Source organism: Streptomyces azureus (genome assembly GCF_001270025.1).
GTDB lineage: Bacteria > Actinomycetota > Actinomycetes > Streptomycetales > Streptomycetaceae > Streptomyces > Streptomyces azureus.
Map to the genome: position 1 here is coordinate 20,969 of NZ_DF968202.1, position 26,878 is coordinate 47,846.

At 68.1% G+C, this 26,878-nt stretch carries 22 protein-coding genes and 1 pseudogene; 14 read left to right on the plus strand and 9 right to left on the minus strand.

The features are described from left to right. Position 1: 1 nt before the first annotated feature. From AOQ53_RS03740 to haaN, 6 genes and pseudogenes are all read left to right on the plus strand, one after another. Positions 2–496 (plus strand): annotated as a pseudogene (locus AOQ53_RS03740) (zinc finger domain-containing protein); the annotation flags it as partial. 838 nt (positions 497–1,334) lie between these two features. Further along, positions 1,335–3,104: a hypothetical protein gene (locus AOQ53_RS03745; protein ID WP_059414943.1), complete on the plus strand. Its 1,770-nt coding sequence runs from the start codon at positions 1,335–1,337 to the stop codon at positions 3,102–3,104. 247 nt (positions 3,105–3,351) lie between these two features. Further along, entirely contained in the window at positions 3,352–6,108 is a 2,757-nt protein-coding gene (gene haaT, locus AOQ53_RS03750; RefSeq protein ID WP_174523225.1) for a cyclophane-containing RiPP biosynthesis TPR protein HaaT, read from the plus strand. 139 nt (positions 6,109–6,247) lie between these two features. Continuing rightward, a complete protein-coding gene (haaA, locus tag AOQ53_RS03755) occupies positions 6,248–6,451 on the plus strand; it encodes a HaaA family cyclophane-containing RiPP peptide (RefSeq protein WP_059414944.1) in 204 nt (67 codons plus the stop codon). Positions 6,452–6,464: 13 nt separating this feature from the next. Then, positions 6,465–7,625: an FxsB family cyclophane-forming radical SAM/SPASM peptide maturase gene (locus AOQ53_RS03760; protein WP_059414945.1), complete on the plus strand. Its 1,161-nt coding sequence runs from the start codon at positions 6,465–6,467 to the stop codon at positions 7,623–7,625. Between the two features lie 91 nt (positions 7,626–7,716). Then, positions 7,717–8,196 (plus strand): cyclophane-containing RiPP N-acetyltransferase HaaN, encoded by a 480-nt coding sequence (gene haaN / locus AOQ53_RS03765; protein ID WP_059414947.1) that lies wholly within the window; start codon positions 7,717–7,719, stop codon positions 8,194–8,196. Between the two features lie 153 nt (positions 8,197–8,349). Here the strand turns inward: haaN and AOQ53_RS44425 are convergent, their stop codons facing one another. The 6 genes from AOQ53_RS44425 to fxlA all read right to left on the minus strand — a co-directional run bounded on the left by AOQ53_RS44425 (position 8,350) and on the right by fxlA (position 14,487). Further along, positions 8,350–8,604, minus strand: coding sequence for a hypothetical protein (locus AOQ53_RS44425; protein ID WP_167745676.1), 255 nt, complete (start codon positions 8,602–8,604; stop codon positions 8,350–8,352). A 59-nt stretch (positions 8,605–8,663) separates the two neighbouring features. Then, on the minus strand, positions 8,664–9,077 hold the full coding sequence (locus AOQ53_RS45745) for a class I SAM-dependent methyltransferase (RefSeq protein WP_236711549.1): 414 nt from the start codon (positions 9,075–9,077) through the stop codon (positions 8,664–8,666). A gap of 69 nt (positions 9,078–9,146) precedes the next feature. Then, complete coding sequence (locus tag AOQ53_RS45750; RefSeq protein WP_236711550.1) at positions 9,147–9,887, minus strand: methyltransferase; 741 nt, start codon at positions 9,885–9,887, stop codon at positions 9,147–9,149. Between the two features lie 88 nt (positions 9,888–9,975). Beyond that, positions 9,976–11,151 (minus strand): lanthionine synthetase C family protein, encoded by a 1,176-nt coding sequence (locus tag AOQ53_RS03775; RefSeq protein ID WP_063888860.1) that lies wholly within the window; start codon positions 11,149–11,151, stop codon positions 9,976–9,978. After that, entirely contained in the window at positions 11,151–14,204 is a 3,054-nt protein-coding gene (locus AOQ53_RS03780; protein ID WP_059414950.1) for a lantibiotic dehydratase, read from the minus strand. The genes AOQ53_RS03775 and AOQ53_RS03780 overlap by 1 nt, the downstream gene beginning before the upstream one ends. 79 nt (positions 14,205–14,283) lie before the next feature. Beyond that, a complete protein-coding gene (fxlA, locus tag AOQ53_RS03785) occupies positions 14,284–14,487 on the minus strand; it encodes an FxLD family lanthipeptide (protein WP_059414952.1) in 204 nt (67 codons plus the stop codon). A gap of 190 nt (positions 14,488–14,677) precedes the next feature. Between fxlA and AOQ53_RS47620 the strand changes: the two genes are divergently transcribed. Then, a complete protein-coding gene (locus AOQ53_RS47620; protein WP_078945129.1) occupies positions 14,678–15,223 on the plus strand; it encodes an ATP-binding protein in 546 nt (181 codons plus the stop codon). Here the strand turns inward: AOQ53_RS47620 and AOQ53_RS03790 are convergent. Both AOQ53_RS03790 and AOQ53_RS03795 read right to left on the minus strand, forming a co-directional pair. Further along, the gene (locus tag AOQ53_RS03790) at positions 15,119–15,823 is read right to left on the minus strand and encodes a 2'-5' RNA ligase family protein (protein ID WP_059414954.1); all 705 of its coding nucleotides are present in this window, start codon (positions 15,821–15,823) and stop codon (positions 15,119–15,121) included. The two genes, AOQ53_RS47620 and AOQ53_RS03790, sit on opposite strands and share 105 nt — an antisense overlap. A gap of 55 nt (positions 15,824–15,878) precedes the next feature. Continuing rightward, positions 15,879–17,219 carry a hypothetical protein gene (locus tag AOQ53_RS03795; RefSeq protein ID WP_059414956.1) on the minus strand — a complete coding sequence of 447 codons (1,341 nt, stop codon included), beginning with the start codon at positions 17,217–17,219 and terminating at the stop codon, positions 15,879–15,881. 221 nt (positions 17,220–17,440) lie between these two features. Between AOQ53_RS03795 and AOQ53_RS03800 the strand changes: the two genes are divergently transcribed. The 3 genes from AOQ53_RS03800 to AOQ53_RS03810 all read left to right on the plus strand — a co-directional run bounded on the left by AOQ53_RS03800 (position 17,441) and on the right by AOQ53_RS03810 (position 20,548). Next, positions 17,441–18,322, plus strand: coding sequence for a helix-turn-helix domain-containing protein (locus AOQ53_RS03800; RefSeq protein ID WP_059414958.1), 882 nt, complete (start codon positions 17,441–17,443; stop codon positions 18,320–18,322). Further along, positions 18,319–18,576 carry a DUF397 domain-containing protein gene (locus tag AOQ53_RS03805; RefSeq protein WP_330219280.1) on the plus strand — a complete coding sequence of 86 codons (258 nt, stop codon included), beginning with the start codon at positions 18,319–18,321 and terminating at the stop codon, positions 18,574–18,576. Before AOQ53_RS03800 ends, AOQ53_RS03805 begins: the two co-directional genes overlap by 4 nt. A gap of 463 nt (positions 18,577–19,039) precedes the next feature. Continuing rightward, on the plus strand, positions 19,040–20,548 hold the full coding sequence (locus tag AOQ53_RS03810) for a DNA phosphorothioation-associated putative methyltransferase (protein ID WP_078945137.1): 1,509 nt from the start codon (positions 19,040–19,042) through the stop codon (positions 20,546–20,548). Here AOQ53_RS03810 and dndA read toward each other — a convergent pair. After that, complete coding sequence (gene dndA, locus AOQ53_RS03815; RefSeq protein WP_408055132.1) at positions 20,529–21,758, minus strand: cysteine desulfurase DndA; 1,230 nt, start codon at positions 21,756–21,758, stop codon at positions 20,529–20,531. The two genes, AOQ53_RS03810 and dndA, sit on opposite strands and share 20 nt — an antisense overlap. Here dndA and dndB point away from each other — a divergent pair. From dndB to dndE, 4 genes are read left to right on the plus strand one after another with little or no spacing between them, the layout of a single operon-like run. Continuing rightward, positions 21,735–22,865, plus strand: a complete 1,131-nt coding sequence (gene dndB / locus AOQ53_RS03820; RefSeq protein ID WP_099054519.1) for a DNA sulfur modification protein DndB — start codon at positions 21,735–21,737, stop codon at positions 22,863–22,865. The genes dndA and dndB overlap by 24 nt on opposite strands. Further along, entirely contained in the window at positions 22,862–24,367 is a 1,506-nt protein-coding gene (gene dndC, locus AOQ53_RS03825) for a DNA phosphorothioation system sulfurtransferase DndC (RefSeq protein WP_059414962.1), read from the plus strand. The genes dndB and dndC overlap by 4 nt, the downstream gene beginning before the upstream one ends. Continuing rightward, on the plus strand, positions 24,354–26,345 hold the full coding sequence (gene dndD, locus AOQ53_RS03830; protein WP_059414963.1) for a DNA sulfur modification protein DndD: 1,992 nt from the start codon (positions 24,354–24,356) through the stop codon (positions 26,343–26,345). The genes dndC and dndD overlap by 14 nt, the downstream gene beginning before the upstream one ends. Further along, complete coding sequence (gene dndE / locus AOQ53_RS03835) at positions 26,335–26,712, plus strand: DNA sulfur modification protein DndE (RefSeq protein ID WP_059414965.1); 378 nt, start codon at positions 26,335–26,337, stop codon at positions 26,710–26,712. Before dndD ends, dndE begins: the two co-directional genes overlap by 11 nt. Positions 26,713–26,878 lie beyond the last annotated feature (166 nt).

Consider the following 26,878-nt stretch of genomic DNA (forward strand, 5'->3'; position numbering starts at 1 on the left):
CTTGGACTCACACGAAGTCGCCGCTGTCCTCGCCTACACCGGCCGCCTCGCCCCCCGCACCATCCGCACCGGCACGGGCGAAGCCCAAGACCAGATCGCCCAGTGGCAGGAGCTGCTCGACGACGTGCCCTTCGCCACGAACCACGGCTGGGACGTCCGCGAGGCAATACGGGCCCACGTCCTCGACTCCCCGTACCCGATCCTGCCCGTGGACGTCGCCCGCAGATGGCGGGCCCATCGGCGCGACCGCCTCGACCGGCACACCGACCCCACAACGGCTGCCGACCCGGACGATCCTGCCGCTTGGCGAGCCGAGTTGCTCCGCGCCCGCCACGCCGTCGCGGCCGGCGCGGCCCCGCCTTCCACACACCGGCAGATCACCGGCGGTGACCCGCAACGCGACATCGATGAGCACCTGCGCGCGATCGGGTCATACATCCCGCCGGCCGTCCGCACCGAGCTGACCCGCTACCGTCCAACCCGCGCCGCACGCGATCAGTAGGACCCGATGGACGAGGACGTCTCGATGAGCACCTTGGGGACCGCGTCCCGGGGACCGAGCCTGCGAAGTTCGGGGACCGGATCTCGGTCCCCGACGGTCCCCGCGATCACGGTCACCTCTTGGCGGGGACCGTCACGTGCGGGAACACCGCGCGTCGGAATCGGGGACCGTGACGCCACCGAACTGGGGACCGACTCGGGACCGGTCCCCCGAAAACTGCAGCTCAGATGGGCTATCTGGTTGGTCTCCAGAGCGTCCCCGACGACGGGGACCGACCCCGCATCGGCGCACGCGGTTGGGGACCGGTCCCCGCAGTGCAGCAGAACGGGACGGTCCCCCTGACGACGTGTCACGGCGACCGTCCTCGATGAACATCTCGTCACGGTCCCGAACCGTCTGGGGACCGTGCACCGCCGCACGCACGCCGGGGAGCCGGTCACCGGCGCACTTCCTTCGACCACGACTCTCGGCCCGACGGCCCTACCTCAACAGCCCGTCCCAGATCTCGTCCCGCGACAGCCCAAGAGCTGCCCCATCTCTGGTCGATCGGCGCCTTGGCAGTTCAGCTCCCCCACCCGAACACACCCCGGAGAACCGCACGTGCACGAACGACACCATGAACGCCTCGGCACCTCTGGTATGCCTGCTTGGAGTGGCGGACAAGCACCGCGGGGAGCGGTTCCGCGCCGCCGCGTGCACCCATGCCTGGCACCAGCCAGTCCGGAATCAACCCGGCGGATTCGGGCTGAACCGCAGGCGTTGAGCCGTAGACTTCAGCAGTCAACGCCGACGAAGTCCGGCCGTTGCGCGCGCCCGCGGGGGAGGAGATCGCATGCAGGACCCTTCGGACTCGAAGGAGATCGCCGAGCCTGAGGAGAACGGCCGGAGCAATACCGCCGATTCACCTGTTGTGGACGATCCGACGTCCAACTCGGACATCGACTCGACGACGGTGTCGACGGTCCTGGTGGAGGTGCTCCCAGGGGTGGCTGTCGTCGCCGGTGAGGTCCCGCCGGAGCTGAAGCCCGATCTGATCGACTTCGGGATCGTGCCGGCTGCCGACCGCAAGCAGATCTCAGCGATCCTCGCCTCGATCGGGAACGCGGCGACCGTGGTCGGCAATCTCGGAAACGCGTTCGCCGGCGTGCAGGGGCTCTACAGGATCGACGCCACGTCACAGGCCCTGCTGAACAGCGGCGCGACGCTCGCCGTCAAGGACGGCGGGAACCTCGGAGCGGTGATGGTTCCTGGCCGCGTCCTGCGTCAGGCCCGCCTCTACTCCGTGAATGCGGTGAGCAAGGCGCAGACCGCGGCCTCGATCGGGCCGGCGCTGGCCATGGTCGCCCTTCAGATGATGCTGAGTGAGGTCTCGGGCCTCGTCAGGACCAACCTCGCGGTGACGAGTCAGGTCCTCACCGCCATCCGCAAGGATCAGTGGGCCGAACTGACGGGGCTCGTCGCCGTCATCGATCGCGCGGTCGACCAGGCGCGAGAGATCGAATCGGTCCCGACGTCCTTGTGGGAGGACGTCGCGGGCAGTGGAGCGCTGCTGCAGAAGCAGCTTGAGCTCTACCAGGGGAACGCTCGCGACCACGTCAGGCAGATCGGTCGCGTCGACGCACGCAGCCACCGTGAGTATCTACAGACGAACGCCGAGGCGATCGCCTTCGACGCCTACGCCCTCCTGTCCTCCCTCAAGGCATGGACCGGGTATCACGCGCTGCGCGCCGCGAGGGCGAGAGCCGCTGGACGCGAAGACGCCGCCGAGGCGCAGTACGCCGAGGTCATCGCGCGCGACACCCGCGCGGAGTTCGACTCCGCTCTCGCCGAGTCGACGAGCCTCGTCGACGCGCTGACGCGGGAGCTGCGGATCACCGCCGAACTCCCCGGCCCCGACACATGGCCGCTACCGGGGAAGCGGAAGGACGTGAAGGCAGCCCGCGAAACCTCCGCCCGTCTTCTGGAGGCGATCGAGCCTCTTGCCGACGCTCTCCATCCACCGGCCCCTCCGCTTGAGGCTCCGGGCGTCGTCTGCGCACCCGAATCGCTGGATCGCGAGCCGTACCTTCGCATCCTGCGGTGGCTCCTCGAGGACGGTGAGACCCTACGTGTCCTCGGCTTCCCCGACCAGGTCGATGCCCTCGGCCCCATTTCTGCGATCGTCGGCGGAGCGAAGGAGAAGTTGGCGGCAGCGAGGGACAAGGCTGCGGCAAAGACACTGGTCGCCGTCACGGATCGCCGCATCATCACGGCCAAGACGAACGCGTTCCTTGAGCAAGCCGAGATCCGGCAAGACATCCCTACTGACCAAGTGCGATACGTCCGAGCAACGACCACACAGGACAAAAGCGCGCGCTTGGCGATCGACCTCATCACGCGCGACGAGAACATCCGGTGGCTCTTCCACGCTGACATGGACAACACTCAAGTGGGCGCGCTCGCCGCCGTGCTTGCCGAGTCGATGACGATCCCGGACGTTGAACGCGATGAGCTGCAACGGCGACGCTACGCCCCCATCGAGGCGGGCAAGAAGAGCGAGAGTGCTGGCACGAGGTCTACCGAACCGGCTGGACCCGAGGCCACGACCTGCGATGCCGAGTAGGCCCCGAGCCGATTGACCAGTTCGTGGCTGGGGCCGATAGGGAAGCGGCCACCGCGCCTTGCGGAAGCTGGTGCACGCCGTGGCTCAGACGCGCCCTTGACCAAGGTCTACGAGGACTGTTCCGTTAGGGAAGTTGGGGCGTTCTACTCGGGGGTGCCTTCGTGACCAGGTCGGTTGGCAGTGCGTGGTGTCTCACCAGCGGCACCAGGCGGGAATCGGCCGCTCCCCTGGCTGCTGGGGCCTACGTATGAGACTCCGGCGCGGGATCGCGATCGCCGTCGTCGCCGGAGGCGGCGCTGTGACCACCATGCTGGTCGGGCTCGTCACGAACGCCGTGTCCGATGAGTCGCGGTGGCCCGGCTGGCTTGGGTGGTTACAGGAGCACGCCTGGTTCTCGTTCGTCGTGTTGGGTGTGACGATGGCTGGGCTGACGGCCCTGCTCGCCGGGCTTTCCGAGACGCGGCCTCCCACCCTGCCAGGACGACCGGAGGATGGAGCGGGGCCACCGGGGGCCGCCCAGGTGCTGCGTTCGTTGCCGCGCGACACCTCCGCGTTCACCGACCGTGCTGCGGAACTGGAGCGGCTGGTGGGTTCGGTGCGGGCCTCACAGGAGCGTGGTCAGGGGCTGCCCGTTCATGTGATCGACGGCATGCCAGGCGTCGGGAAGACCGCCTTCGCCGTGCACGCCGGCCACCTCCTTTCTGAGCGCTTCCCCGACGGACAACTCTTCGTGAATCTCAACGGGCACACGCCGGGGCGTACTCCGGTGCAGGCCGGCGAGGCGCTCGCCTCGCTTCTCGCGGCCGCCGGGGTGCCGACGCAGCAGATTCCCGTCGGTGATGACGTCGGAGCGATCACGGAGGCTCGGGCCGCCATGTGGCGGAGCAGGCTCGCGGACAAGAAGGCGCTGCTGATTCTCGACAACGCGGCCAGCTACCGACAGTTGGAGCCACTGCTCCCCGGCGGGAGCGGGTGCCTGGTGTTGGTGACCAGTCGCAAGCGGCTGGTGGCGAACGAGGAGGTGGTCATGTCGGTGGACGCACTGCCGCCGGATCACGCGGTCGAACTCTTCGTACGGCTCAGTGGGCGGCCGGCCGACGCTCTCGGCCGGGATGTGGTGGACGAGTTGGTGCGGCTGTGCGGGTGTCTGCCGCTGGGGGTTTCGCTTCTCGCGGCACGGCTGCGACACCATCCGTCCTGGAGTGCCGAGGACCTGCGCGGGCGGCTGGTGGCGGCACGGGACCGTCTGGGAGAGCTGCACGCCGGGGAACGAGCCGTCGCCGCGACGTTCGATCTCTCCTATCGGGATCTCGCGCCGGAGCGGCAGCGCTTCTTCCGACAGCTCGGATTCTTCCCCGGCACCGATCTCGACCCGCACGTCGGTGCGGCACTTGGTCAGGTATCCGTCGTGGTGGCCCGTCGGCACCTTGAGGCGCTCTACGACGACCACCTGATCGACGAGCAACCGGGGAGTCGATACCGGCTGCACGACCTCTTGCGCGACTACGCTCGCGGTCTCGCCGCCGAGGGAGACAGCATGGACCATGTACAGGCCGTCCAGCGCGTGTGCACCTACTACCTGGCCGCTCTCGCCGTCGCGAACGGGCACACCGTGCGCAGCGGAGCCCCGGTGCCACCGGCGCCGGACGACACCTCGCGGGTGGAGACCCCGGCCCTGGAGTCGCGGGCGGATGCCCTGAGCTGGCTGGAGACCGAGCGGGCCAACATCCTGGCCTGCGTCCGTCGGGCGAACGGCCTCGCCCTGTACGACCTCGTGGTCCGACTCGCCGCAGCCATGGCGCCCTTCCTGCGCCAGGCCGGCCCCTGGGACCAGGCCGTCGCACTCCATCGGACCGCCGCCGAGGCCGCCCGCCATACCGGTGACCAGCGGGCGCGGGGTGATGCCCTCGCCGAGCTGGGTGTCGTACGCCGTTTCATGGCCGCCTACCCACAGGCGATCGAGGCCCTCAACGACGCCGTGACGGCGTACGAAGCGGTCGACGACCGGCGCGGCAAGGCCGAGGCACTGAATCAGCTCGGCATCGTCTGGTACCTGACCGCGGACAACGAGGACGCGGCCCGCGCCCAGACCGAGGCCCTCGCCCTCTACCGAGAGCTGGGGTACCGGCTCGGGCAGGCGAACGCGCTCGCGGACCTCGGCATGACACACCGGCAGATGAGCCGGTTTGACGCCGCGGTGGAGGCCCAGAGCGAGGCCCTGGCGATCTACCGAGAACTCGGTGACCGGTACGGTGAGGCGAACTCCCTGCGGGACCTGGGCGTCGTGCACTGCCTCATGGGCGCGTACGACATCGCCGCGCGGCATCACCAGGAAGCGTTCGACATCTACCTGGAGCTGGACGACCGTGTGCATCAGGCTTACGCGCTGAACGAGTTGGGCGTCGTCCGACGGCTGACCGGAGACATCGAGGCAGCGCGGACGGCACACAGCCAGGCCCTGACGCACTTCACTGAGCTCGGTGAACGGTTCGGCCGCGCGAACAGCGTCCGTCACCTTGGCGTCGCGGAGCGTGTGACTGGGGATGCGGCAGAGGCGATCCGGCTTCTGGAGGAGGCCCTGGACGCCTACCGCGAGCTCGGCAGCCGCGGGGGTGAGGCCGCCTCGCTGAGCGAGCTGGGCGTGGCGCGCGGCATCGTCGGTGAGCGCGACGGGGCGATCGAGGCGTTTCAGCGCGGTTTGGGGATCCTGAGGGGCCTGGGCGACAGGTGCGGCGAGGCGGAGGTGCTGAACCACTGGGGGATGCTGCTGCTCACCTCCGATGAACCGACAGCCGCCCGTCGGCACTTTGGGCAGGCGCTCACGCTCGCGCGGGACATCCGCTGCCCGCTGGAGGAGGCGCGGGCGCTGGAGGGCATCGGCCGCTGCGACTGGACGGTTGACGGGCCTGGTCACGGCGTGGACTCGCTGCGAGCCGCCGTGACCGTGTACCGGCGGTTGGGAGTGAGCGCGTCCGTGGACGACATCGAACGGTTGCTGGTGTAGCGGTCCGGCTGACGCCGACCACGTGGCCGAATATCCCGTGCCAGATGGGTGGTTGAGGATGCTACGTTTCCGGCTGATCTGTCGCTTCAGCCCCGTCGCACCGTGCCACCTCCGGCACGTACCTCACGAGGAGCGTTGAATGCCGTCACCCACGTCCGTCACCGAGCCACGCACCCTCACGCCCGCCGGCCCGGCGTCCACGGAGCCGACGGCAGCCGGCACCGCCGTTCTGGACCGCGTGGCCGCCCGCGTCCGGCAACGGCTGGAGGCCGAGGAGGGCGCGACGGCCCGGGTCGGCGACGGTGCCCACGCGGCCTCGCTCATCTGGCCCTGGCCGCTGTAAGCACATCCGCTCGATGACAGAACCCGAAGACCCCGTTCCTTTCCGGACGTTCATCCTCAAGGTCGCCAACCGCTGCAACATCGACTGTGACTACTGCTTCGTCTTCAACTCCAAGGACCAGGCGGCGCGGCGCCTGCCCGCCCGAATGGACCTCGCTGTGGCCCAGGCTGCGGCCCGGCGGATCGGTGAACACGCCTCCGCACACCGCCTTCGGGCCATCCACGTCGTCCTGCATGGCGGGGAGCCGCTTCTCGTCGGCGTCGGGCACATGGCCGGTCTGTTGCAGGCCGTCCGGGACAGCGTGCCGGCCGGGACCCGGGTCCTTTTCGAGCTCCAGACCAACGGGACTCTTCTGTCCGATGCGTGGCTGGACCTCTTCGAACGGTACGAGGTTGCGGTCGGCGTCAGCCTCGACGGGCCGCCGCATGCCAATGACCGGCACCGGCTGACGCACGCCGGGCGGTCGAGCGCCGCCTCCGCCGTGCGCGGCATCGAACTCCTGCGGTCGCGGCCACACCTGTTCGCGGGGCTGCTCGCCGTCGTGGACCTGGCCAACGACCCCGTGGAGGTCCACGACTACCTGGCGGCGTTCGAACCGCCGGTGATCGACTTCGGCCTGCCGCACGCGACCCACGACGACCCGCCGCACCGCGCCGACCCGAGCGTGCCCGAGTACGGGCTGTGGATGAGCAGGGTGTACGACGCCTGGCTCGCCCGGCCCGAGTACCGGCACAGCGTCCGGATGCTGGAGGACATCGTGGCACTCAGCTCTGGCGTGCGCGGCTCGGTGGAGACTCTCGGCCTGGCCCCGCCGACGAGCGTCGTGATCGAGTCCAACGGATCCATCGAGGCCGTGGACACCCTGCGGTCGGTCGAGGAGGGTGCCACCTGGCTCGGGCTCGACGTCCTCTGCCACTCCTTCGACGAAGCGCTGTCGCACCCGAAGCTGCTGCACCGGCAGCACGGCAAGGATGCGCTCGCCGAGCAGTGCCGCGCCTGCCCACTCGTGGACGTGTGCGGCGGTGGCTACCTCCCACACCGCTTCAGCGAAGCCCAGGGCTACCGGAACCCGTCTGTCTACTGCGCGGACCTGGAGTACCTCATCCGACACGTCCAGGGCTCCCTGCGGCAGCACGGCTGGGACCCCTACGCGCAGGCCGCCTCGTCGCCGTAGACGCGTGTGCCGTACCACCACGGGGGATCACGCGTTGGAACGAACGAGTGCAGCAGCGACCGAAGCTACCGATGAACGACAGGAGGCGCCGATGAGCGTGACGATCCGCCCTGCGGAGAAGCGGGACGTCCCGGCCGTGGCCGAGCTGATCGAGGAGATCGAGCGGTTTTACGGCGCGATCGACACCGGCATCCAGCCACTGGAGGAACGCCGCACGCAGGTCGAGGAGGCGCTGTTCGGCTCGCCGCCGCTGGCCTCCGCGCTGCTCGTCGAGGATGAGACCGGTGACATCATCGGACTCGCCGCCTACTCGTTCCTCTGGCCGGCCGCCGGCTCCTCGCACTCCCTGTTCCTCAAGGAGCTGTACGTCCGTGGCACGCTCCGACGGCAGGGCATTGGTGCCCGCCTGATGGACGAACTCCGTGCCATCGCCGCGGCGCGCCCCGGGTGCAGCCGCGTGGAATGGATGACCGACAGTGACAACCCGGGCGCACGGGCCTTCTACAAGTCACTCGGGTTCGCCGAGTTCGACGGGAAGATCGTCTACCGGGTCGACTCCAGCACGGCGTGAGGGTGGTACGAGGCCAGTGGAAGTAGAGCGCTGCGACGAGTGCGGCGGCAAGATCGTCATCGGGCTCGGATGCGAGTGTCCGCCGGGTTCGTCCGCGTCGGCGTCGGCGACCCCGCGTTCGGTGAGTACGTTCGTGAGGACGGAGTGGCGTACTCACCCGGAGGAGACGATCCTGATCTCCCCGAAGCAGGTCGCGCACAGGCCCGGATGGTGCGACCACATGACCGAGGACGACGTACAGCCGCCGCGCTGGGGGTGGATCCCGAATCCTCCGCCCGGGCTCTGGGAGCGGTTGAGCAGTGCTTCTCCGGCGACCGCCACCGCGGGCAATCCGAGGCGGCGGGCCGTGCGACGGTGCACCACCTGTGAGGCGAACCTCGCGCAGGGCTGACCACTGTGCTGCGACATCGCTCTGTTCTCGCTTCGGTGGGCGCGGCCTCATACGTCAACGGCCGCGCCCGCCTGCGTCAGTAGCTGATGACGAGTCGTACGGAGGGCCGGTCGATCACGGATCCGTCGGCGAGGTCGCTGTCCGGTGTGTCCGCGGGGTAGGCCGTGACGACGGGTTCGGCGGTCCGGGTCGGGCTCCAGGCGCGGATCTGCGCGCAGATCCGCTCGGCGAGATCGGCGCCAGCCGGGCCATAGCCGACGGCTCCCAGCCGGAACCGGGGTTCTGTTTCGGGGTCTTCGGCGGTCCGCTCCAGAGTGAGGTACGCGATGGAGTCCCCCTCGACGAGGGCGGGGCTCAGGGCGGGTGAGGCGGGGCGGTGGAGACCGGCCTCCATTGCTGCGAGCTTCGCGGTGATGCGGCAGGTCGCTCGCTCCGTGGCGCTCAGCCGTAGCCAGACGCCGTCGAACGACTCGACGGGTCCGACCGTCACATCGGTCCAAGCGACCGACTTCGGTTGGGTGAGCGCGTCGCGAAGGAGTTCCGGGGCGATGGACTGGTCCTAGTCCCAGTAGAGCCTGACGAGCCGGTCGTCGTCGATGTAGTCGTTCCGCTCCCCGTCCTGGCCGATCACCGGGAGGAAGCCGCACATCTTGATGGATTCGGACCGCATCCGCCCTTCCTCGCGTTCGAAGGCCACGGCCCTGGAGAGCCCGCGCCATCGCAGTGGGACCACGAGGCGTCCGCCGACGGAGAGCTGGTCCCACCAGGCGCCGGGGAGGTCCCACATGCCAACCGTGGCGATCATTCGGTCGTACGGGCTGAACTCCGGGGCGCCGAGGGCGCCGTCCCTCGTGACGACGCGAACGTCTTCGTATCCGTTGGCGTCCAGTGTCCGGCGGGCGTAGGCGGTCACATCGGCGTCGATGTCGCACGTGGTGACCTGGCCGGACTTCCCGGTGAGGTGCTTGAGCAAGGCGGCGTTGTAGCCGGTGCCGGCCCCGATCTCGAAGACGTTGTCGCCTTCGCGGACGGCGAGCTGGACCAGCATGAAGTGCACGACATCGGGCTGGGAGGCGCAGCTCAGCGGGAGTGCGTCCTCGTCGGGGTTCTCCTTGATCGTCACGCTCTTGTTGGCGTACCCCTCCTCGATGGGTGCGTCCGGGAGGAAGGCGTGGCGGGGGACGGTCCGCATGGCGGTTTCGACGCGTGCGTCGCGGAGGCCGGAGAGGTCCTCTTTCAGGATGGCGTCGACCAGGCGGTTGCGCAGGTCCTCGGGGGAGGCGCCAGTGGTGGTGTTCATCGCGTTCCTTTCGGAAGGTGCCCGGCTGTGCGTACGGCAGGGGTAGATCGTTCTCATTTGTTCTGGTGTGCGGATGCGGTTCGCGGCGTCACCCTGTCAGGAGCAGGCAGCGGTCCCAGGGGGCGGTGATCGCCGTGTTGACGGGGTCGGTGAGACGGACCAGGTGGATGCCTGCCGTGCCGTCCATCAGGCCGGCGCCGTCCGGTAGTCCGTGGTGGTCCAGGTGCTTGTTGAGCCGGACGTTCAGGCCGCGTAGATGCGACGCGAGTTCGTCGTTGAGGGCGTCGGCGGCGGCACGGGAGACGGTCTGTATGAGCCCCGCCCAACCGTGGCAGAGGGAGGCATCGGTGAGCTGGGCGAGCTGCTGGTCGTCGGCCAGACATCCGGCCAGGGCCTGCTCGGCTTGCCGTTGCCGGTCACTGTCGCCGAGGGCGAGGCCGGCGAGTTGCTGAGCGCGGGCGATGCCGGGGGTGCCGTAGCACCAGGACGGGCGTCTCGGTCCTGGGCGCTGGAGTTCGCCGCGTCGGTGTTCGGCTCGGGTGATCAGGTCCGGCCACCAGGCGCGCGAGTCGGTGCCGTTGCGCCATCGGTCGAGCCAGTCGCAGATTCGGGTGATGGCTTGCGTCTGTCCGGGCACCGTGTGGCCGTGTCGCAGGGCCGTGGCCAGCAGCGCCAGCGGTCCGGTGATGCCGTGGGCGAGGCCGAAGTTGCCGTGTCCGCCGGGCCATCGCGGCGTCGGTCTCAGATCGGGGCTGTCTCCCGTCCACCAGCCGGGCAGACGTTGCGCTTCGATGGTGATCGGTTCCGTCAACCGCGCCAAGTAGACGAGGACGTCCCGAAGTTCCGTCTTGTGGCCGCGGTGCAGGTGGTACACGCCCAGCCCAGTCAGTCCGCTGATGAGATCGTACTCGCCCAGGGTGGGCAACGCGCCGTGATCGATGCGGGCGTGTGCCCGCTGGAGTCGTTGGCGTGTGACGTCGGCGAGGTGTGTGTCCAGGGTCGCCAGGGCGCGAGTGGAGGTGTTCGTGTGCGTGAAGCTGAGGACGTACGCGACGGCCGGGGCGCCCTCGTACAGACCGCATGCTTCGGCGGCGGCCTGGATCGGGCCCTTGAGCATGGCGGCGGCCCATGGCCGGAGCGCGTCCTTGTCGTCTTCGCCGGTGTGGGCCCTGACGGCGTGCAGCAGGGCGACTCCCGCCGCGCCGGAGTACAGCGACTGGCCCCAGCCGGGCCCGGTGGGTGTGGGCGGCGCGTCGTAGTTCATCAGCGGCTCTCCCCCGGACAGGCGGCCCATGCGACGGCGGACTGACGGGCAAGGCGGCGGCAGATCCTCTCGTCCTCCCGGTCCAGGCCACGCAGGCGGTTGTGGTGCATGTGCAGCAAGGATTCCAGGACGGAGTCGAGGTCCATGCTCTCGGCGAGGCCCTCGCGATACAGCGCCAGGGCCACGGCGCGACGGTGCCACGCTTGGGCGAGCTCTTCGCCCCAGCCCCGGGCATGAGGCGTAGTGCGGCGAACGAGTTCGATGGCCTGGTCGCTGACGCCTCGCTCGACGCGAGCCGGAGGCGCGGGCCGGTTCGCCAGCCACCGCATGCCCTCGTCGGGGCCGAGCAAGCCGCAGGCGATGTCCACCATGCCAACTGTGGCCAGCGCGCGTCCGTCGACGCCGTCGACTCCGGGGCCCTGCAAGGCGACGAGGGCGTAGGCCGAGTCGGCCGTGAACACCGCCTCGGCAGAGCGCAGGGCGACGCCTGGGCCGTAACGGCCGATCTCGGGGGTGTACGTGTCGAACACGAGCTTGCTGCTGAGCCCCTCGCGGCGCAGCCCGGTGGCCCATCCGGCGACGAGCTCAGTGCAGGCGGCGTACTGTCCGGGGCTGCGGGTGCGGATGCGCAAGCGGAGGTGGTCGAGGTCGTGCGGGGTGCGGTAGCGGACGAACCACCACTCGGGCATACCTGGGAGTTGGGTCACGAGCCTCGCGAGGTGGGTGCCGATCAGCTCATCGAGCTGTTCGGGGTGGCTGTAGATCTTGGCGTTCAGCCAGGGTGCCTGTACCGCCCCCGGTACGGGCCCGAGGGTGCTGTTGGTGAGCACGGGGAGGAAGCCGGAGAGCGGGCTGGGTATCGGCCGGCGGGTGCTGGTCATCGGCAGGGCGATCTCGTGGACGTGGCCGCCGATCCAGCCGTAGGTCTCCTCGGCCGGCGCCTCCGTCAGCACGGCATGGCCTTCCCGGTCCAGGTGGGCGCGTAGGACGGTGGCCAGTGCGGGCACGTCGAGTTGGAGCCGACGTGTCCGGTCGTCCTCCCGCAGCTCGACGGCACCGTGGCAGTGCCACCGCTTCCGCCATCGGCCGAGGGCGTCGGTCCACTCCCGCATGTCCGCGCCGCGGCTTGGAAGGTCGTCGGCGGTCAGGTTCCAGCGACTGGGAGAGAGGATTACGCGCCCGTAGCGGACGCGCGGCAGGAACGGCAGCCGTGCGCCGTGCGGCCCCCAGTCGAAGCTGGTCCAGGCAGGGCCGAAGGAGCGGGTCAGGTGCGCCAAGAACCTGGCCAGGGGCGGGGGTTGCTTGTCCAGGGCCATGGCGTGGAAGACCTGCGGGTCCACCAGACGACGGCGGGAGACGCTGACCAGGTACAGCCGGGTGTGCGTGGCTGTGACCGCGAGGTCGTCGACGTCGATGACCGTCGGCGCGGTGTTGTCGTCGGGGCTGCGGTGCTCGCCCAACGAGATCACGTGTGGAAGATAAGCAGGGATGCGGGCGACGTTCTCTGTGTGCGGGTAAAGGGGCGGGAAGGAGAGCTGCGCGGTCAGCGCGTTCTCGACGCCCGTGGGAACTTGGCGGTAGACCTCGTCGAGTCCCGTGCCGGTGGCGACCGGAGTGAACCGGGAGGTGAGCGTTCCCGCGGCGCGTGCCGGTGTCACCGTGAGCGTGAAGTCCCCGTCCTCCAGGGCAGACAGGCTGTCGGCGTGCAGGCGCGCGCACATCTCCACGTGGGGCGGTGCCTCCTGCCTGGTCGGCGCATCGCCGGCCAGGCGGTCGATCAGGTCGTCGGTGAGGACGATCTCTCTGCTGCCGTCGGCCAGTGCCTGCCAGGCCACGGCCAGCAGCCGCTCGTCACGCTCGGAGACTGCCGAGGGCGGTGCGGTCATGCGGCTGCCGGGGTACTCGGCTGGATAGCCGAGCCCGGACGCCGGGTCGACGACCTCCTTCACCGGCACGAGCGTGCCGGTGCCATACCGCTCCCAGAACGCGACCTGGTACTCCTTCCACACGCCCTGGCCCGCCGGTCGGCGCGTGAGCCGCAGTAGAGCATCGGCAGCCCTCTCCATCTCCTGCGCGACGCTCTCGGGGATCCGTACCTCGGCGTCCAGCCGCAGGTCGACGGCCAAGGGGCTTTGGCCCGCGTGGGAGAGTCCACGCAGTCGACCCGTGAGTTCCTCCCGAGCCAGCCCTTGCGCGCTCGCAGGGCGCCGGTTGTGCTCGTGTACGGCGCGTTGAACCGCTTCCAGCTCGAGCAGAACCTGCGCGACCTGCGGCACCGTGCCCGCGTCCGCGCCGTGCAGCCGCTCGATCAGGTGGGACAGCGGATCGGTCTCGGTCATCGGCGCGCGCAAACTGGTGATCAGCAATTTCTCGCGCACCAGCGCGCCGAGCAGTGTGCGGATGTTATGCGGCTCGGTTCGCGGGAAGGAGGCGGCCAACTGCTCGGCGAGGGCGGCGAAGTGGACCGGCCGGCGTGCCAGGTCCTCAATCACGCGGACCGCGCTGGTGCGCCGGATGGTGGCGCCCATCGGTCCGCCGTGCGGGACATGCAGCCGGCCGCCGCGGCGCGCCGCCAGGTTGTTCAGGACGACATCCAGGCGCTCCAGCAGGATCGGGCACGCCTCCAGGCGAACGATGACGTCGTCCAGCCACTCGGTATCCACCCGCGCCACGGCCTGGTGTGCTTCTCCCCACCTCACGTGTGGCGTCGAACCCACGCTGGCCGCGGTGACTCCCGCGAAGAGGCCGAACGGGGTCGGTCGCCCGGTGGCGCGCAACAGGTAGCGGACAGTGGCCATGGCGGCGCGCCGGACCTGCTTGGAGCGTGTCGGCTGCCCGGCGCAGATCGCGTCGACCCGCGTGGCGAGATCACCGCTCGCCTGCCGTACGGCGTCGGCGAACCGCGCATCGGCCCATACCTGCCTCAGCCACCTGCCGCATGCCTCTGTGTCGGACGGGTCAGGCCACCATGTCGGCAGACCCGTCAGCGGCATCGCGGCGGCCCGGAGCAGCGCCGCGCCTGTGTGCTGGTAGAGCTTTCCGTCGCTTCCCATCCCCATGCCTCCGCCGTCAGTGCTGTGAACGAGCGGGGTCGGGGGCGGCAGCGCCCCCGACCTCGTGCACGGGCCGTCGTCAGACGGCGCTGGCGCAGGACGAGGCGCAGGAGGCAGCGCACCCGTCACCGGTGCCGCACGCCTTGGGGAGCAGGTCGGCGCCGATCTCCGTGACGATGGTCAGGTCGACGTCGAACGGGTCGGCGGGCACCTCGGGGACGGCCGTCGCAGCGGACGCCCCGGTGGTGGCCGTCATGATCGGGCTGAGCATGGTTGCGGTCATCGCACTTCCTCTTCTGTCGGAAGGTTCCGAACGGTTCGTCGTGCCGCCCGGCCTGCGTATGGATTGCCGCAGGGCCGGGTTTCTGCGTTCGCACCTTGGGTGCGGCCCCTCTCCGGTTGATCGGATTCCGTGGGGGACATGGATTCGGACATCTGATCGGTCCAGTGCCAAGCGGAAACGAGAAGTGGCGATGGACGCGGTGGACGAAGAGCGCCTCTGCAGGCGGACGCCAGTACGGCGTCATTGGGTGAAGCTGGCCGATCGCACCGAGCCTTCGGGTCTCGCGCGCAGACACGTACGAGAGTTCCTCGATGGACGTGCCGCGCCGGAGCGGGTCGACGACGCCGTTCTGATCGCCTCGGAGCTCGTGGGCAACGCGCTCAGGCACACAGCCGGCGGACCGGACTGCATGTGTGTGGAGGTCTACCGGAACGTGGCGGTACTACGAGTCCATGACGCGGGACGGGATGTCTCCAGGGTCCGGGCACGCTCTGCGGAGGAGTCGGTGGAGGAGTTGACGGGCAGTGGTCTCGGACTGCTGCTCGTCGGGAAGTTGGCCTCCGCGTGGTCCGTTCGGCCGACCGCGATCGGCAAGGAAGTGGTCGTAGTTCTCGCCTTGGGCGCCAGCGGGCTACCCGAGCGTGACGTTCCTCCGCACATCCCAGCGGTACGTCCGCCCCTCACGGCGGAGCTCCACCAACTGGACGGCGGACACGGAGAGTTCGACAGCCGGTAGAGCGCGAAGCCCTGAGACCGTCTCCACAACGGGCGCGGCGGGGCGCCGGCGGTTGTTGTACGCGAGGCTCAAGTGCGGCCGGAATGCGGACGTCGGCTTCTTCGGGGCCAGACCGACGCTGCCACCTGCCTTGGCCAGCGCGTGGTGCAGCCGGAGCAGGGGCTCCCAGGGGCCGAGGGACAGCCGGACGGCGCCTCGGGAGCCGGCCAGCGGCATGGCGCGTACGGAGAACGCGGAGGGCAACAGCGACTCGGCGTCCCGCGCCAGGCTGTCCAGCTGGCCGGGGGTGACGGCGTCGGGCGTTCCGACTCGGGCGAGGGTGATGTGCAAGCCGTCCGTCGGCACCGGGTCGAGGCCGAGGGGCGCCAGCTTCTCCTGGCAGAGCCTGGCGAGAGTCGCGAGCCGCTGATCGTCCGGGAAGGTCAGCATCCAGTAGTACGCCCGGCTGCCGTCCGACCAGCCGGGGCGTGCCCAGTGGTCGGTCATCTCGTCGAGTGCGCTGAACGCCGCCCAGTCGTGGGCCGCGGTGACCGCCGGATCATGCGTGTCGGCGGGGGGCTCGGCGGGGAACGCGGCGGGATCGGCGCTGAGCAGGGGCACCCGACGTACTCCTTCGGCTTCACACTGCCCCGGAGTACGACGACACCCTCGGCGCCTACGACGCGGATGACGCCATGGCCAGGGCCGCTGGCTGCGAGCTCCAGGTCCGGAACTCGTCGCCATAATCGCGTACCGCCGGGTGATCACGCCACGGCTCGGCCTGCTCGTGCAGGTCGCGGGAGCGTTGGTAGATGGAGCTGATCGGGGTGTCTCCGCACAGCCGCAGGGCCTCACGGCCCAATGCCATCGCGTGGTCGACGTCGGGCGTGCGCCGCTGCAGCAGCGCGGTGGCCACATCGAGGCGTACCAGCGAACGGCTCCAGGAGGAGGACGAGTGCTCCACCAGATCGTCGATGTGCTCGGCGTCGCGCAGTACCTGGGCCGTGTTGCGCAGCGCGACGTGTGACGTGACGGCGTTGGCCAGCGTCCTGGCCCGTCCGTACGGCTCGAAGGAGATGCAGGAGGTCAGCCCGACGGGTACCTCGTGGAGGTCGGAGAGGCGGAGTGCCTGTCCGATGGCTTGCTCGACGGCACGCCGGTCGCCGGTCTTGCCGAGGGCCCGGGCCCGGCCGTTGGCGAGCAGGCGGATGCACTGGGCGTGGCGCGGGGCTCGCTCGACGGCCGCGGCCGCGCAAGCGTCCGCCTCGTCGTACCGGCCGGCGTAGTAAAGGCTGAAGGAGAGCGTGCCGCACGCCCAGAGGTCGGTGTCTAGGTCGCCGATCTCACGGCTGAGTTCCCGGGCTTCGGTGCAGTACGCCTCCGAGAGCGCGAAGTCGCCCGTGTTCACCGCCATGTAGCCGAGCAGGCCGGAGGCGCGGGCGGCGAGGCGGAAGAGTTCCCGGCGCGTGCGTGGGGGCTGGCGGCCGTCGAGGAGGGTGTGGGCAAGCTGCCGTACCTGGCGGGCCTGGGGGCGGAGGACGTACGGCCCGTCCTGTTCGTACCGGCTGGCGATGCCCTCCAGCGAGGAGTCAAGGAAGGCGAGCGTCGCGTCGTCGGCGTTGCTGGCCGTGAGCTGCCGGGTCCGAGTGACGATGTCCAGTGGGTTCTCGTCGTCCTCGCGAGGCGGAGGCGCACTCGTCGCCTGCTGGCCCGTGCTCGACTCCTCGTCGCGGTCGTGCGCGGAGTCGCCGTCGTACGTCGTGGAGAACAGCTCGGACACGGGTCTGCCCAGCATGTGCTCCAGAACTCGGCAGGCGTCAGGACGAGGCAGAGTCAGCAACTCCCCGCCGTACCAGCGGTCGAACTGACGTGGAGATACCTGGAGGGACGCCAGTCGGGGGTCTCGGTCGAGCTCTGCCAGCCGGGCGGCGGCCCGCTCGTACTGGGCGGCGAAAGCCTCGTGCGTCGTCAGGTGCCGTTGCTGGAGCAGCTGCCGAAGCAGCGTTGTCCGTGGCATGGCCCACCCTCCTGGTGCGGCGTGCAGGACCGACGCGAAGGCGCGTGCCGGTGGCGAGGTCGTGGCCTGCTCGCCCATCGGTCGGCTGCGGCGCATGCCCGTACGAACGCGCGCCGTGACTCCTGACAGCATGCCGACGCAACCACCAACTAGGCAATATGTCTGGTGAAGTTGACCCGTATGGGTTGTAGAGGTGTCGCCGGTACGGAGAGACTTCCGGCATGGCCTTGAAGAGAAGCCTGGTCCCGCAGTCGGTGTACCGGCGACAGCTCGCGGCACGGCTGAAGGAACTGCGTGACGCGACCGGGCTCACCCTCACCGAGGTCGCCGACCAACTGGAGGTCAACCAGGGGTCGCTGAGCCGGATCGAGAACGGCGAACGCGGCACGACGCCGGTCCTCGTCCGGGCACTGCTGGACCTGTACGGCGTCAAGGACGAGGACCGGCGCGCCGACGTGCTCGACCTGGTGCGAGCGGACAAGGAGCAGCAGAAGCCCTGGTGGCGGAAGTACTCGACAGTGCTCACCCCGACCCGCTACGACGGCTACCTCGCGCTGGAGGCCGGCGCGACGCACCTCGCCAGCTACCAGCCGATGCTCGTGCCGGGGCTGCTCCAGACCGAGGACTACGCGCGTGCCGTGATCTCCCAGATGAGGAAGGACCTGTCCCCGCCGCAGGTCGAGTCCCTGGTCAGGGTCCGCATGGAGCGGCAGAACAGCCGCCTGGGCGGTGAGGCCCCCGCCAGACTCTGGGCGATCCTCGACGAAGCCGTGCTGCGCAGGACGGTCGGCTCCGTTGAGGTGATGCGCGACCAAATGCGAAAGCTGGTGGAGGCGAGCGAGCGGCCGAACGTCACCGTGCAGTTGCTGCCCTTCTCGCTCGGCGCGCATCCCGGGCTGTACGGCCCGTTCGTCATCCTGACGTTCCCGCACCCCACGCCGGACCTGGTGTGGCTGGAGAATGCCAAGAACTCCGTGTATCTCGAGTCCCCAGAGGATGTAGAGAACTACACAGACATCTTTGACCAGTTGAGGAGTACCGCCCTCGACCCGTCGGAGACCCGCGCCCGCATCGCACGCATCAGCAAGGAGCTCGAAGAGTGAGCACGCCCCGAATGAACGCCCCGCACGATGTCACGACAGCTTCGTACGACGACGATGTCGCGCACGCGCGGTGGCACAAGAGCTCGTACAGCGGGGGTGCGAACGACTGCGTGGAAGTCGCGGAACTGGGCGAACACGCCGCAGTGCGCGACTCCAAGAACATCAGCCGTGGGCCGTTGCTCTTCTCGAAGGCGGCGATGCGCACGCTGGTCAGCGGTATCGCCAGCGGGGCAATCGGTGAGCATCGGGGCTGAGCAGAGAGCTAAGGCTTGGGGAGAAACTCATGACGGTTGTCCTCGTGGGCGCAGGCGTCTTGGGTCTCACGACCGGCATGGCGCTGCTAGAAGCCGGAGTCTCCGCGCGGCTGGTGGCCCAGGAGATTCCCGGCGCACGTCGCTCGCGGCCGGCGCGATGGGGCCCGTACCTTGTCTAGCCTTGGGCGAAGTCCGGGCGTGGAGCCTGACGCCACCCGATGTCTTCCGGAGGCTCGCCGAGGACGACACGACCGGTGTTCGTCTGATGAGCGGGGTAGAGGCCGCTCGGCACCCTGTTGAAACACCGCCGTGGAGCGAGCTGTTCCCCGTTTCCGGCATGCCGACTCCTCCGAGCTTCCCGACGGTTTCGGGGCCACCTCCTCCGCGCCGCACTTGTCGCCCATCTCCCGCTGCTCGGGAATATTCTCTGAAAGAAGCCAGGAGCCGTGTGTGGCGGGGTGAGATGCGCGAGGTATGGAACAGCGATCGTCGCCTGACAGCGATCACTCGCTCGGCTCTCTCGATGCCTGCCCGGCAGGCCGTCATCGACCAGCAGATCAGGCCCGGGGAGAGCGTCCTGGACTATGGCTGCGGCCGTGGAGACGACGTGCGCAGCCTGCATCACATGCAGCTCGACGCTACTGGCTGGGATCCACACTTCTTCCCGGACGGCGAGCAGAAGCCTTCGGACGTGGTGCTGCTCACCTATGTGTTGAACGTGATCGAAAACCCTGCCGAACGGCGCGAAACCCTGCTGCGCGCCTGGACCCTGGCTCGCGGGGTCCTGGTGGTCTCCGCCCGCCTGGTGTGGGAACGGAACAAGGTGAACGGTGATCAGCTCGCCGATGGGCTCCTAACCGGACGTGGAACCTTCCAGCACCTGTTTGGCGCGAGCGAGTTGCGCGACTTCGTACAGGAGACCACTGGCGTCCGCTGCGTGTCCGCAGCGCCCGGAGTCGTCTATGCGTTTCGGGACGATTCTGCCCGCATCGCCTTCCTTGCCCGCCGGATCGTGCCCGATGCCGAGTGGCTGGCCTCCGAGGACACCGCTTCCGCTATCGCCGCGGTTGTCGACTTCACGGAGCGGCGGGGGCGACTGCCGCGGCTGGAAGAAATGTCGGTTCCGCTATCAGAACTGTTGAGTCATCTCCAGGGCACCGAACTCCAGCGCCTGGTCCGACGCTCCGCCGACCCGGAGAAGATGGCTGCGGGCGGCAAGCGCACCACGCTGAACACGTTGCTGTTCCTTGCCGTGGAGCTGTTCAATGGACGCGGCCCGTTCGGCAGCCTGCCGCTGCCCATCCAGCTCGATATCCGGTCCTGCTTCTCCTCCTACCTGGAGGCGTGCAAACGCGCCGACCGGCTCCTGCTCAAGCTGCGCGACGACACCTACGTACGCGGCGCGATGCGAGCTTCGGAAGTCGGCAAGCTCACGCCGACCGCGCTCTATGTGCACCGCCGTGCCGTCGACCGGCTGCCCACCGTGCTGCGACTGTACGAGCACTGCGCCGCCATCGCCGCTGGCCGCCCCTCGCAGTGGTCCGTGGCGAAGCTCAAGCACCAGGGACGAGCCGTCAGTTGGCTCGATTACCCCGACTTCGACACTGACCCGCACCCCAGACTGCACTCCTCCTACTCGATCGAGATGCGCAGTCTGGACACGACCCATCTGTCCTATGCCCACTCGGCTAACCGGCCGCTGCTGCACCGCAAGCACGAGTTCTTGGCGCCGGACGACCCCAACGTGCCCAAGTACCGGCGGCTGACCGAGGCCGAAGTGCGGGCCGGACTGTACGACCAGCCGCACTTGATCGGAACCGAGCAGGGCTGGGAAGCCGAGCTGGAGCGCTGCTCGCGCGCTCTACGCGGGCACAGGCTGGTGCGCCGATCCCCGAGCCCAGCAGCGGTCCCGCAGGCTCAGGCCCCGGGAGAGGAAGGAGAGCCGGAGTCCCCTACGGCTGGAGCTGGTTGACGGCAGCGACCAGGTCGCCGACCTCGAACCCATCGACTTGTGAAGGGAGCCAGGACAGGCGCAGCCCGTTGGACACGATCTCATCGGGCAGTCCCATGGCTGTCAGCACGTGACTCGGAGTGTAGGAGGTGCTGGTGCATGCCGAGCCAGTGGCCACGGCCGCGACGCCCTTGAGGCTGATGATCAGGGCTTCGGCGTCCACGCCCTCGAAAGAGAGGTTGAGGATGTGCGGCACGGATTGCTCAGGGTCGCCGTTCACGTGGTAGCGAGTGCTGGCGAGCCCGGCGAGGAGCTGCTCGCGGAATTTCTGCGCCCCAGCCAGCCACTGCTTGTGCTCCTTGCGGAAGATCTCCTCCGCCTTAGCCAGTCCCATGATCAGCGGGACGGGCAGGGTACCCGGGCGAAGCTTGCGCTCCTGGCCACCGCCGAACATCAGAGGCTGCAGCGGGAGCCGGTCCCAGCCGCGACGACGGACCAGTAGTGCGCCGATGCCCTTCGGAGCACCGATCTTGTGGCCGCTGATGCTGATCAGATCGATCGGCGCGGTGAGGTCTTGCGGGAGCTTGGCGAAACCTTGGGCGGCGTCGACGTGGAAGTACGTGGACGTCTCGCGGAGGATTCGTCCGAGTTCGCTGACAGGCTGGATGACACCCGTCTCGTTGTTGACGTGCATGAGCGACACGAGCAAGGTGTCCGGACGGAGGCGCTCCCGGACGGCTTCGACACTGATCCTGCCGTGTTGGTCGGGCTTGAGGAAGTCGACCTCGAAACCACGGCTTTGCAGGTGTTCGAGCGGCTCTAGAACCGCTTTGTGCTCGATTGCCGAGGTGATGATGTGTCGGCGCCCGGTCTGCTCGCCGTGCGGCGCCATCCCGAGCAACGCGATGTTGTTGCTCTCGGTCGCTCCGCTTGTGAAGATCAACTCTTCGGCAGATGCCCCGAGTTGCGCGGCGAGCTGGGTACGCGCCTGCTGTACCGCCTTCTTGGCGCGCGCACCATACTCGTGAGTGCGGCTGCCGGCGTTGCCGAAGTCTTCGGTCATCCAGTGGAGCACGACGTCAGCGACACGTGGGTCGACGCGCGTGGTAGCGGCAGCATCAAGATACGTTACCGACATCATTACTCTCTTCCGCAGGAATCCCGTACAGCACGTCACTGAGATCACGTACCGAGGTACGATACCGCCGTGATCGATCAACGAGGGGCCCATGCGGCAGGAGAGGCGACGTCCGTCGGCTTCCAGTACGTTTTTCCTGCCATCAGAGGAGTCCAGGCGGGGCGGGAGTTCTTCGTCTCGATGTGTCCACTCCGACTGATCCCCAAGATTTTCGTCTTCGACGACGATGAGATCGCCCCGGAAGTCCGGGCGCAGCGTGTCCTCAATAAGGGCAGGCTGCCAGCGCTAACTCGGTACATTCTGGACAATCCGGATGATTACGTATTCAGTGCGCTCACCGCCTCGATCGATGGCGAGATCACCTTCGAGGGCATCGCAAGCGAGGGCACGGGGATGCGTGCCGGGCAGATTCGCGTACCCATGGCGGCGCGCTTCTTGATCAACGATGGGCAGCACCGCCGTGCTGCCATCGAGCTCGCGCTCAAGGAGAACCCTGACCTGGGCGACGAGACAATCGCCGTCGTTTTCTTTCATGACGCGGGCCTGGGGCGTGCCCAGCAGATGTTCGCAGACCTGAACCGTCACGCGGTGCGCCCGTCGCGCTCGATTGGCGTGCTCTACGACCAGCGCGACGACCTTGCCAGCCTGACCCGGCTGCTGGCCCTGAAATCCTCCGTGTTCAAGCAACACGTCGAAATGGAGAGCAGCACGCTATCGGCACGTTCGCGCAAGCTGTTCACACTCAGCGCCCTGCACTCGGGCAATCAGTCCCTGCTCCAGGGGCTGGAGCTCAAACGCGACGAGGCGGCCGTGCTGGCCCAGGCGTTCTGGGAATACGTTGACACGCTCATCCCCGAGTGGGGGATGGTCCGCGATCGCCGCATGACCGCCCCCGACGTACGTCAGAACTACATCCACAGCCACGGCATCGCCCTGCATGCCCTGGGGCGTGTAGGAAACAGCTTGTTGCGTGAATCCGTCGACGACACCGTGTGGCAACCGCGCCTGAAGAAGCTTGCCGCAGTCGACTGGGCCCGCACCAATCCCGATTGGGAGGGCCGCGCGATCATCGGCGGCCGGGTCTCCAAGAGCCACGCCCAGGTCGCTTTGACCGTGAGCTACCTTCGCCGCATCCTGAAGCTCAGGCTCAGCCCTGAAGAGCAGCGCGCCGAAGACGCTTATCAGCGAGGAGAGTCATGAGTACCCCGACCCGACGAGCTGCGCCTTTCGAAGGCAGCAGCCTCGCGCAGGTGACCGCTGAACTCAAGGAAGAGGTCCGCGAGCTCTATACCGCGGACGAGGTGCCCTGGGTGATCGGCTACAGCGGGGGCAAAGACTCCACTGCCACCCTGCAACTGGTGTGGCTGGCTCTTCAGGAACTGCCAGTCGAGCAGCGCACGAAGACCGTCTACGTCATCAGCACCGACACCTTGGTGGAGAACCCGGTCGTCGCCTCGTGGGTGAGCCAGTCCCTGGAGACCATGCGACAGGCGGCAGTCGAGCAGCAGCTGCCGATTGAGCCGAACCGCCTCACCCCCAAGGTCCAGGACACTTTCTGGGTGAACCTGATCGGACGCGGCTACCCGGCGCCGCGCCCGAAATTCCGCTGGTGCACCGAGCGCATGAAGATCCGGCCCTCGAACACCTTCATCCGCAAGGTGGTCCGTCGGCACGGCGAGGCCATCCTGGTGCTCGGTATCCGAAAGCAGGAGAGCCAGGCCAGGGCACGGGCCATGGCCAAGCACGAGAAGCGCCGGGTACAGGAGCGCCTGTCCCCAAACGGCAACCTGCCCAACTCGCTCGTCTACAGTCCGATCGAGGACTGGTCCAACGACGAGGTATGGACCTTCCTCATGCAGCAGTCCAACCCCTGGGGGCACCCAAACAAGGATCTGCTGACCATGTACCAGAGCGCCACCGAAGACCAGGAGTGCCCGCTGGTCGTGGACGACTCGACGCCTTCCTGCGGCGACAGCCGCTTCGGCTGTTGGACCTGCACCCTCGTGGATCAGGACAAGTCCATGGCCGCCATGGTCAACAGTGGCGACGAGATGGTGTGGATGGAGCCGCTCCTCACACTGCGCAACAAGCTGGATGTCAGTGGCCCGGAGGAGCACGAGCTCCGGGACTTCCGCAAGATGAACGGCAGTATCCAGTTGTTCGGCGAGCGTATCGTCCATGGCCCCTACACCCAGGAGGCCCGCGAGACCTGGCTGCGGGAGCTTCTCGAAGCCCAGTCCCGTGTGCGAGCCGAAGCCCCGGAGTACGTCCGCGGCATAGAGCTGATCACGATGGAAGAGCTACACGAGATCCGCCGCCTGTGGGTCTTCGAGAAGCACGAAGTTGAGGATTCCCTGCCACGCATCTACAAGGAGCAGACCGGTGAGGACTTCCCCGGACGCCCGCTGGATGAGCACCTCGCTCTCGGCGCAGGCGAGATGGACCTGCTCCGCGAGGTCTGCGACGGCGACGACCTGCTGTTCACCACTGCCCGTGAACTGCTTGAGGTGGAGCGCAAGTTCCGCACTATGACCCGCCGTTCGGGGCTGTTCGAAGCCCTGGAGAAGACGGTCAAGCGAGGTTTCTTCGAAGGCAAGGATGATGCGCACGCCTACGCGCTCAAGAAGAAGTACCTGCTCGAAGAGATTGCCGACCGCCTGCCCCTGATCGAGGACGAAGACACTACCGATGCTCCTGCGTAAGATCACGCTGCACGACTTCGGGGCCTACCGGGGTGAGCAGTCCCTCGACCTCACCACCACGCCCGGCCGACCGATCGTCCTGATCGGCGGCATGAACGGTTGCGGCAAGACCACTCTGCTTGATGCCCTGCAGCTGGCCTTGTATGGGCCGCGCGCCCGCTGCAGCGGGCGGGGTAACCGCTCCTACGAGACATACTTGCGGGAGTGCATCAACCGCCAGGCCGACCCTGCCACCGGCGCCGAGATCGAACTCGAATTCTCCATCACCGTGGAAGGCAGTGAACGCATCTACAAGGTCTGCCGCAAGTGGGCCGTTAGCGGCAAGACCCTGCACGAGTACGTCAACGTGGTCATCGACGGCAGCTGGAGCAAGGCCATCAGCGAAAGCTGGGCCGACCATGTGGAGGATCTGCTCCCACTGGAGATCGGGTCCCTGTTCTTCTTCGACGGGGAAAAGATCGAATCTCTCGCTGACCCGGACCGGGCCTCCGCCGTCATCGAGTCCGCCGTGCACTCGCTCCTCGGGGTGAACACCGTCCAACAGCTGCGCACCGACCTGCTCGCGCTGCAGCGCCGCCAGAAGCTCAGTGGCGAGGAACAGGAGACGGTCGCTCAGATCCGTGAGTTGGAGAGCCGGCACGACGCCGTGCAGGAGGAGGTCGAAGCTGCTCACGCCAAGGTCGCCGAACTGCGCTCCCGCCTCGACGCCGCCAAGGTGACTTTGGAGAACGCCGAGTACTCCTTCCAGAAGGACGGTGGAGAGCTTTACGAGCGCCGTCGTGAGCTGGAGACCCGCCGAAAGGACGTCGCTAAGGCCCTCACGGCCACCGAGGAGTCCCTCGTCGACCTCGCCGCTGGCCCGCTACCGCTGCTTCTTCTGAGCGAGCAGCTCACCGCCGCGCACAAGCAGGCGAGCGTAGAGCAGCAGGCCGATGAGTCGGCCCAGATCCTCGACGTCCTCGCCGATCGTGACCGCGACATCCTCGACCGGCTGGATGAGCTCCTGTCCGTCGGTGATCTGGAGGTCTTCCGCGCTCATCTGGAAAAGGACCGCCGCGAACGTGAGCTCGCGGGCGGCTCCGAACGCATCCTCGCGCTCTCCGCGGATGGGTACGCTCAGCTCGCAGGAATTGGCCAAGTCCTTACCCATGAGCTGCGACGAGCCCAAGAGCTGCTCGCCCAGGTAGCCGACCAGGCCGCTGCCGTCGAGGCACTGGACCGTCAGCTGGCCGGGGTCCCGGACGAGAAACAAATTGCTACCCGGATCGCCGAGCGCGAACAGGCACTGCGCCGCGTCCACCAGCTGGAGGCCGACCTGGAGAGCGCGCTTGCCGCGCATGCCACCAGCAAGGGTCGACGCGAGGCGCTCACCGCCGAGCTGGAGCGGGCTCATGAGGCGCGGGTCAAGACCCTGGTGCGCGCCGAGGAGGTGGCACGCGTTATCGCCTACTGCGACAGGCAGCGTGCCGTTCTCGACAAGTTCCGCACCGCTCTGCTGAACCGGCACATCAACCGGCTCGAAGTCGCGGTTCTGGACAGCTTCTCCAAGCTCATGCGTAAGCGTGGGCTCGTCAGTGATCTGCGCATTGACACTGACCGCTACCAGTTGACCCTGATCGGCACTGACGGCGAGTCTCTTGACTCCGGACGTCTCAGTGCTGGGGAACGTCAACTACTCGCGGTCTCTCTGGTATGGGGACTCGCACGCGTTGCCGGCAACTGGCTGCCGAGCGTCATTGACACACCCCTCGGGCGGCTCGACAGCCGGCACCGCGAACACCTGGTGGATCGCTACTTCCCCCACGCCAGCCACCAGGTCCTGCTGCTGTCGACAGACGAGGAGATTGACGAGCGGCTGCTAGGGCGCCTTAAGCCTTCCCTCGCTCACACCTACACCCTCGTTCACGACGACACAACGTTCACCACCTCCGTGCAGCCGGGCTACTGGTGGACCTCCGGAGCAGCGCATGTCGCTTGACACCATCCGACTGTCCCAGCCGGCACGCGACCAGTTGGTCTGGCTCAAGCGCACCACCGGGATCAAGAACTGGAACGTCCTCTGCCGGTGGGCACTGGCCATGTCCCTGCGTGAGCCCTCCACTCCGCTGATCAAGGAAATCGTCACCGACTCGAACGTCGAGATGTCCTGGAAGACCTTCGCAGGTTCGTACGGGGACATCTACCTCGCGCTGCTGCGACAGCGTTGCGCGGCCGACGGCGAACCGCTGACAGATGAGTCCCTCAGTCGAGCACTGACGATCCACCTGCACCGCGGTATCGGCTATCTCGCCGGCAACGAGGACATCCGCACAATCCGTGAACTTGTCGGCTCGGCCTGCGAGTAATCCCACTGGCAGGCACATGATCGGCCCAGGCCAGGAGGCGCCACGCCTCCTCGCCTGGGCCGATCGCGTATGAGTAGGCGAAGTTCAGCCAGCACTGATGGACACCGGCTTGGCACTGCACCCGCCCACCGTGCTGTAGACCCCGCGAGCGCCGTACTGAGCGGGG

Excerpts from the sequence above, each read along its gene's own strand:
- AOQ53_RS03760 (WP_059414945.1), top strand. The coding sequence starts at position 6,465 with ATGACAGAACCCGAAGACCCCGTTCCTTTCCGGACGTTCATCCTCAAG.
- dndD (WP_059414963.1), top strand. The coding sequence starts at position 24,354 with ATGCTCCTGCGTAAGATCACGCTGCACGACTTCGGGGCCTACCGGGGT.
- dndE (WP_059414965.1), top strand. The coding sequence starts at position 26,335 with ATGTCGCTTGACACCATCCGACTGTCCCAGCCGGCACGCGACCAGTTG.
- AOQ53_RS44425 (WP_167745676.1), bottom strand. The coding sequence starts at position 8,604 with ATGTCGCAGCACAGTGGTCAGCCCTGCGCGAGGTTCGCCTCACAGGTG.
- AOQ53_RS45750 (WP_236711550.1), bottom strand. The coding sequence starts at position 9,887 with ATGAACACCACCACTGGCGCCTCCCCCGAGGACCTGCGCAACCGCCTG.
- AOQ53_RS03810 (WP_078945137.1), top strand. The coding sequence starts at position 19,040 with ATGCGCGAGGTATGGAACAGCGATCGTCGCCTGACAGCGATCACTCGC.
- AOQ53_RS03780 (WP_059414950.1), bottom strand. The coding sequence starts at position 14,204 with ATGGGAAGCGACGGAAAGCTCTACCAGCACACAGGCGCGGCGCTGCTC.
- AOQ53_RS03800 (WP_059414958.1), top strand. The coding sequence starts at position 17,441 with ATGGCCTTGAAGAGAAGCCTGGTCCCGCAGTCGGTGTACCGGCGACAG.
- fxlA (WP_059414952.1), bottom strand. The coding sequence starts at position 14,487 with ATGACCGCAACCATGCTCAGCCCGATCATGACGGCCACCACCGGGGCG.
- AOQ53_RS03795 (WP_059414956.1), bottom strand. The coding sequence starts at position 17,219 with ATGCCACGGACAACGCTGCTTCGGCAGCTGCTCCAGCAACGGCACCTG.
- AOQ53_RS47620 (WP_078945129.1), top strand. The coding sequence starts at position 14,678 with ATGGACGCGGTGGACGAAGAGCGCCTCTGCAGGCGGACGCCAGTACGG.
- haaA (WP_059414944.1), top strand. The coding sequence starts at position 6,248 with ATGCCGTCACCCACGTCCGTCACCGAGCCACGCACCCTCACGCCCGCC.
- AOQ53_RS03775 (WP_063888860.1), bottom strand. The coding sequence starts at position 11,151 with ATGAACTACGACGCGCCGCCCACACCCACCGGGCCCGGCTGGGGCCAG.
- haaT (WP_174523225.1), top strand. The coding sequence starts at position 3,352 with ATGAGACTCCGGCGCGGGATCGCGATCGCCGTCGTCGCCGGAGGCGGC.
- AOQ53_RS03745 (WP_059414943.1), top strand. The coding sequence starts at position 1,335 with ATGCAGGACCCTTCGGACTCGAAGGAGATCGCCGAGCCTGAGGAGAAC.
- haaN (WP_059414947.1), top strand. The coding sequence starts at position 7,717 with ATGAGCGTGACGATCCGCCCTGCGGAGAAGCGGGACGTCCCGGCCGTG.
- dndA (WP_408055132.1), bottom strand. The coding sequence starts at position 21,758 with ATGGGCCCCTCGTTGATCGATCACGGCGGTATCGTACCTCGGTACGTG.
- dndC (WP_059414962.1), top strand. The coding sequence starts at position 22,862 with ATGAGTACCCCGACCCGACGAGCTGCGCCTTTCGAAGGCAGCAGCCTC.